General features: G+C 53.3%; 4 protein-coding genes. 2 read left to right on the plus strand and 2 right to left on the minus strand.

Features of this window, described 5'->3' with window-relative positions; all coding sequences use genetic code 11:
• Window positions 1–243: 243 nt before the first annotated feature.
• Window positions 244–669 carry a thioesterase family protein gene (locus Q8Q07_01665; GenBank protein ID MDP3878998.1) on the plus strand — a complete coding sequence of 142 codons (426 nt, stop codon included), beginning with the start codon at window positions 244–246 and terminating at the stop codon, window positions 667–669.
• Between the two features lie 238 nt (window positions 670–907).
• On the plus strand, window positions 908–2,800 hold the full coding sequence (locus Q8Q07_01670) for an ABC transporter substrate-binding protein (GenBank protein ID MDP3878999.1): 1,893 nt from the start codon (window positions 908–910) through the stop codon (window positions 2,798–2,800).
• Window positions 2,801–2,866: 66 nt separating this feature from the next.
• Here the strand turns inward: Q8Q07_01670 and Q8Q07_01675 are convergent, their stop codons facing one another.
• Complete coding sequence (locus Q8Q07_01675) at window positions 2,867–3,094, minus strand: hypothetical protein (protein MDP3879000.1); 228 nt, start codon at window positions 3,092–3,094, stop codon at window positions 2,867–2,869.
• A 66-nt stretch (window positions 3,095–3,160) separates the two neighbouring features.
• The coding region (locus Q8Q07_01680; protein ID MDP3879001.1) for a DUF4399 domain-containing protein at window positions 3,161–4,609 on the minus strand (1,449 nt) is incomplete at its 5' end.

Here is a 4,609-nt window from a genome sequence, read left to right on the forward strand (position 1 = left end):
GCATGAACTCTCAGGGTGTGATGCATTCCCCGGCAGTAGGCAGGATTATGGCGGAATACATCCTGAAGATAAACAAGGACCCGGCTATTTCAATGCTGCGCCTGAGCCGTTTCATTGACGGAGACCTGCAAAAGGAATGACTTATTCCAGGCCGTTACTACGCTGATGACCATCTCCGAACATCAAAAAGCCGGAGTCATCCGCAAAATGAAAAATTACCAATTATGAAAGGATATCGACCCAATGCCACGCTTAGAAATCGACCTGCCCGCTCAATTTGCTTTCTCAACGGACATCCCCATACGCATCAGTGATATCAACCGCGGCCGGCACCTCGGCCACACCGCCGTCCTCGTCATCATGGAGGAGGCCCGCGTCCGCTTCCTGAATAGCCTGGGTTATGCTGAGCGGGATACTAACGGAGTTGGACATATCATCGCCGACGCAGGGATTATCTACAAGAAACAGGGATATTACGGGCAGACGCTGAAGGTAGAGATCGCCGTTACTGACTTCACCAGCCGGGGTTGTGACCTGATATATAAGATCTCAGATACGGATTCGGGAGCAGAAATCGCCAGGGCAAAGACAGGCATGCTCTTCTATGATTACCAGCAGCAGAAAACGGTGCCGGTGCCTCCGGATTTTAAGGGAAGGTTCGCCAGCTAAGAGAGCTTACGGTGGGGCGGTACCGGACTTGAACCTCTATCCGACCTGTGGTAATCACACTGACCGGCTGAGCTAACCGCACTACTAAAGCAAAACCCGCTCACCCAGGTGAGCTTGACATGCTCAAACAGTTAATTATAGAATATCACATATTTTTTCAGACCTGCTGACATTCCAACAACGGTTGTCCCCGTCAGCAACGGTTTCAGATAAACCGGGATAAGAAGAGGAGGAAGACATGCCAAGAAAGTTTATCTGGTTGGTGGTGAGCTGCATGATGGTAATATCACTGCTGCTGGCGTCCTGCGCTCCAACGGCCCCCACAACTCCCACCACCCCAACAACACCAACAACCCCAACTACCCCCACCACACCCACCACGCCCACCACACCCACCACGCCGGTAACCCCCGGAGCCGAGATGGTGCAGGACTCGCTGGGCAGGATGGTAGAGAAACCGCAGTACGGCGGAGTATTCACCTATGCCTGGGCGACGACGCTACGTGGTTATGACCCAGTCACCGTTAGCCGGTCACCCAACTGGCCACTCTCTCTCACCAACGACGAACTGGTGAAATCGGACTGGCTTAAGGGACCGGCCGGAAACGGCATGGTGGAATATATCGTCCCCGGTGTAAGGTTGTACGAGACCTGGGTAGGCTCCATCGCTGAGAGCTGGGAGATACCGGATAATGAGACCGTCATATGGCACATCCGCAAGGGGATTCACTGGCACGATAATCCAAACATCAGGGAAGCCAGTGCACTGGTCGGCGGCCGGGAACTAACCGCCGATGACGTGGTGTTCTCCATCAAGCGGAAATACAACATGATACCCGAATATTCCAACCCCAAGTACTATTTCGGGTCAAGAATGACCGCCGAGGAACACCCCATCTCGGTGACCGCCACCGATAAATGGACAGTTGTTGTCAAGGGGCATCCGGACTATCAGAGCGCCTTAACCGAAGCGAGCGCCGACTTTATGGCGATAACAGGCCCCATGGAGATAGTGGAAGAATACGGTGCCACGGCTCTGGCTGACTGGCGAAATCATATCGGCACCGGACCATTCATGTGGCAGGACATCGTCCCCGATAGTGCTTATACTTTCGTCAGGAATCCTAACTACTGGTACCATGACCCCCTGCACCCACAGAACCAGTTACCATACGTGGATAGCCTCAAGTTTCTAATAATACGTGACGATTCTACTCGTATGGCAGCCTTCCGCACCGGAAAGCTTGACCACCTTGGTGGCGGCCGGGATGCCGTTACCTGGGAAGGTAGAGACGACATCCTGAAAACAAACCCCGACGTAATGGTGAAAGCCTTCGTTCCATACGATTCGGAGAGCCTGTGGCCCAGAGTTGACAAGCCAGAGAAACCCTGGTATGACGTGAGGGTCCGGCAGGCATTGTGGATGGCGATTGACAACCAGGGAATAGTCGACGATTACTATAACGGCAATGCTCTGCTGTTAACCAACCCGATAATGCCAGTACCGGGATGGATGGACATGTACACGCCGGTAGAAGAATTGCCCGAGAATGTAAGGAAACTCTTTGAATACCGCCCTGATGAGGCGAAGCAGCTCCTGACTGAGGCCGGCTATCCCAATGGTTTCACTATGGAGGTGATTACCGAAACAAGTTACGTTGACAATCTGTCAGTCATCAAAGACTATCTATCCAAAATTGGGGTTGAACTAGATATCCAGGTGAAAGAGACCAGCGTCTTCCGATCTATCTCTAACGGCAGAACCAATGAAGATGCCCTCTACACCAGCAATCCCAACCGGACGCCTTTTGCCTTCCAGGAGTTCCATCCACCGGACATCTCGGTTAACCACTCCGTTATCGACGACCCGCATGCCAACGAGTTACGCCCGATATTAAAGAAAGACTACCTTTTTAATGAACCTAAGGTACGCGAACTGTACAAACCCTTCGCGGTTTACGCTATTGAGCAGGCCTGGACGCTGGACTTTCCGACACCATACCTCTACTCCATCTGGCACCCATGGATAAAGGGATACAATGGCGAGCAGGTACCGGGTTACACCAACGACTACGTTTTTACTCACTACATCTGGATTGACCGGGCACTGAAGAGTCAAATGGGATATTAGTCTCAATATCCCGGCAGGCACGGTAAGGGGGGCTGGAGGTCAAACCTCCAGCCCCCTTGATGCTTCTCAAGGCACATCCGCCTCTTTCAACTTCATGGAAATAAGAGCCACGATAACCAGAAGTTTCCACTGCATTATTATCCCGGCTATAAAACCTGTTTTTTTGCTCAGCGGATATGGCCAGAGGTAAGGTAAACGTAAAGCGTTCCCCTGCCCGTAGTCGCTCTCCAATGAGGGGGCCGGGGGGATTGGTCTCCACTTTATAGCCTGTTTATAGTCATACCGAAGATTCAATTCTACATGTCTCCCCGGTTACCTTCGACTCAACGTCAGCAGTATCTTTATTTGCCTGATGAGATACTAGTAACCATCTCCATCATCGGGGACATCGGAGTCGCCGTCAGCGGTGACAATGAGACTACCGGTCATAAACGTAGGATGTACATCACAGCGAAAGAAATACGTACCCGGTGTACTCGGAGCAATGAACTGATAGCTAACAGTCCTCGGTCCGACAATAGTTTCTCCCACGAAAATAGGGCTGGTAGCGGTTGAGTCCTGATACAGAGAAAAACTGTGGGGAATTATTTCCTGGTTATTGAAGACAATGGTCACATTGGCACCGGCTGGAACAGAGATAGTCCCTTTATCAAAAGCGGTATATTGGGCGTTGAGGTTTATGGTGATTGACTGACCGGTCGGGATGGCTACGTTAATGGTGACTTCAGCCACCACCGGTGGCTCAAGCGGGGTATGGTCATTATTGACCAGCTGCGCCGCCAGGGTATGGCTGCCCGGAGTAACATTCTGCCAGGTGTGTGATCTTTCCGCGCTGGCCGCGTAGGTACCGGGCGCGGTCACCGCCGGTTGCCCCGGCGTCACCGGTGGCTCGGCATCCAGGTAGTAGTGGACATGTCCCTCACCAGCAGCATTCGGCTGCCCCAGCTTGCTGACCGGGCTGAAATTGCCGACCACAATAGTTACCGCTACCGGCCCCGCAGGCAGCGTGGTTCCCCCAGCCGGTGTTAAGATTCTCAGAGTGGGTGATGTCACCGGAGCCAGAGCTTCTACATTAATGGTTACCTGAGCTACCACCGGCGTTGCAAGCGGGGTATGGTCATTATTGACCAGCTGCGCCGCCAGGGTATGGCTGCCCGGAGCAACATTCTGCCAGGTGTGTGATCTTTCCGCGCTGGCCGCATAGGTACCCGCTGCGGTCACCGCCGGTTGCCCCGGCGTCACCGGTGGCTTGGCATCCAGGTAGTAGTGGACGTGTCCCTCACCAACAGTATTCGGCTGCCCCAGCTTGCTGACCAGCTCAAAACCTGATACCTGTATCGAGACCCTGACATTGCCCGCGGGAACGGTAGCCCCATCCGCTGGCTCCAAAATGCTCACCAGTGGACTCACTATCACCATCCTGCCGGCAAACTGCTTACCGAGCACCTCTCCCAGTACACCGGTTACCGTTTCATCAGTCCCTACATAGAGCACGATTAGTCTGCCCGATTTATAAAAGTGCGGGGCTGACATCCAGGATACCATTGTGGTGCCTACCGAACTGCCGTCAGGTGAGACCTCAGCCGCGTCAGCGCCGGCTGCTTCGATACTGGCATATTCAAACACCTGAACATTCTCGTTGTTTATCTTGATAATCTTACCCTCGACGGAAAAGAAGGGCTGGCTGATTTCCTCATCCGGTACTACAGTAGCGCCAGCGGCACGAAGGTCTGATATCAATTGGTCAATTTCACTTGCTGGGCTAACAGGCGGAGGAGGCGGAGATGGAGGGGGCGGGGGAGGAGTGGG

Source organism: Dehalococcoidales bacterium (assembly GCA_030698765.1).
In the GTDB taxonomy this organism is placed as follows: domain Bacteria; phylum Chloroflexota; class Dehalococcoidia; order Dehalococcoidales; family UBA2162; genus JAUYMF01.

Bases quoted from the DNA above. Each gene is read 5' to 3' on its own strand.
- Q8Q07_01665 (MDP3878998.1), top strand. From the start codon at position 244: ATGCCACGCTTAGAAATCGACCTGCCCGCTCAATTTGCTTTCTCAACG.
- Q8Q07_01670 (MDP3878999.1), top strand. From the start codon at position 908: ATGCCAAGAAAGTTTATCTGGTTGGTGGTGAGCTGCATGATGGTAATA.